Source organism: Ferrovibrio sp. (assembly GCF_036381655.1).
Taxonomy (GTDB): domain Bacteria; phylum Pseudomonadota; class Alphaproteobacteria; order Ferrovibrionales; family Ferrovibrionaceae; genus Ferrovibrio.
The window spans coordinates 1-1,470 of record NZ_DASVCJ010000044.1; the positions used below are offsets into that span (position 1 = coordinate 1).

Below are 1,470 nucleotides of genomic sequence, written 5' to 3' on the forward strand. Positions count from 1 at the left end.
GGTGGCGGGCGTGCAGATCAAGCTGCCGCCGGTGGCCGTCAGCCGCAACGACGCCCACACCTTCAAGCCGTACAACCCGGCCGAGAGCATCGGCAGCCAGACGCCGGCGCTGCCTTACATTGCGCCGCCGCCGAGTCAGCACTGCAATACGTTGGCGATGATCGTGATCGTGGCCGTGGTCATCGTGGCAACTGTATTTACCGCAGGCGCCGCGCTGACGGCCATGGCGCCCGAAATGGCTGCCTCGGCGGCGGCGACCGCAGGTGCCACCGCCGGGACCCTGGGCGCCACCATGGCAGCAGGCGCCGCAGCGATCACAGGAGGGGTGGGTCTCAGCGGTGCAGTAGCAGCGGCAGCCTTTGCCGGCGGTGTCGCCGGCAGCGTGGCCGGCCAGCTCACCGGCAAGGCGCTGGGCGTGCAGGAGCATTTCTCATTGCGCGAGGCGTTTGCGACCGGGCTGACCACGGCTGCTACGGCAGGGATCAGTAATGCAGTCGGAGGCGGAAAGACCGCGGCCGAGCTGGCAAAGCTCGGCGAATACGGCAAGGTCGCCGCCACCGGCGTGGCCAGCTACGGAGCGGGCTATGCTGCTGATCGCATCGCAGGGCTCGATGCGCACTTCAGTTGGGCGGGCGTGGCTGCCTCGGCAATTGCGAGCGTCGCCTCCTCCAAGCTTTCATCCGAAGAACTGGGAGCGCTGCATCTCGATGCGAATTCGGTGACAGGCGATTTCGTGCAAGGGTTCACCGGCGACGTCGTCGGGGTGCATGCGCGGCGGAAGTTCGGATTCGACGACCGCATCGATTACGGCGCCATGGCGACAGATGCCTTCGGCAACGCGCTGGGTAACGAGATTGCCGGAGTGCACGCCTATCGGAAAGGTGTGCAGGAGCAGTTCGAACAACGCATTGCACAGATGACCCCGCAAGAGCAGATCGCCTTTGACATGGCCATGGAAAAGGGGGCAAACGAAGAGCAGGCGCTGGCGGCGGCCGAGCAGTTCTCGAGATTGACGGATCGCCCCCTCGATGCGAAACATCCGACCTTCAGCGTGCAATCGGCGCCGGGAGACGGGTACAGTTCGGAACAGATCGACGCGTTCTGGGACGTCGTCGGCCAGACGGCTGGCTCTGACGGTTTCGCATCAGCATTCGTGAATGCCAAGGAGGTGGCGAATCTGGTGCCGATCCGCGACCGCGTCGACGTGCTTGGCGACATGCTTGCGGAGATGAATCCAACCGATCCCAACTATGCGGGCTTGAAACAACTGCATGACGTGATGACCGATGCGCTGCTCGCCAAGGACGTGTACTACGATCACAGCATTCCGGGGTTGCTGCCGGAAGGCATCACGCGCATCGAGAGTCCGGAGGAACTGCAGAAGCTCTATCTGACCCCCGCCATGCTGAACGACCCTAAGTCGGGGTACTTCGCGGCGGTGTACCGCAATGATGCGACCGGCGGCTACAT

Annotated in this window: 1 protein-coding gene; it reads left to right on the top strand. The window is 64.1% G+C overall.

Annotated elements, in window-relative coordinates:
* Positions 1 to 1,470, top strand: a 1,470-nt coding sequence (locus tag VF194_RS09125) for a hypothetical protein (protein ID WP_330890214.1), incomplete at both ends; no start/stop codon positions are given.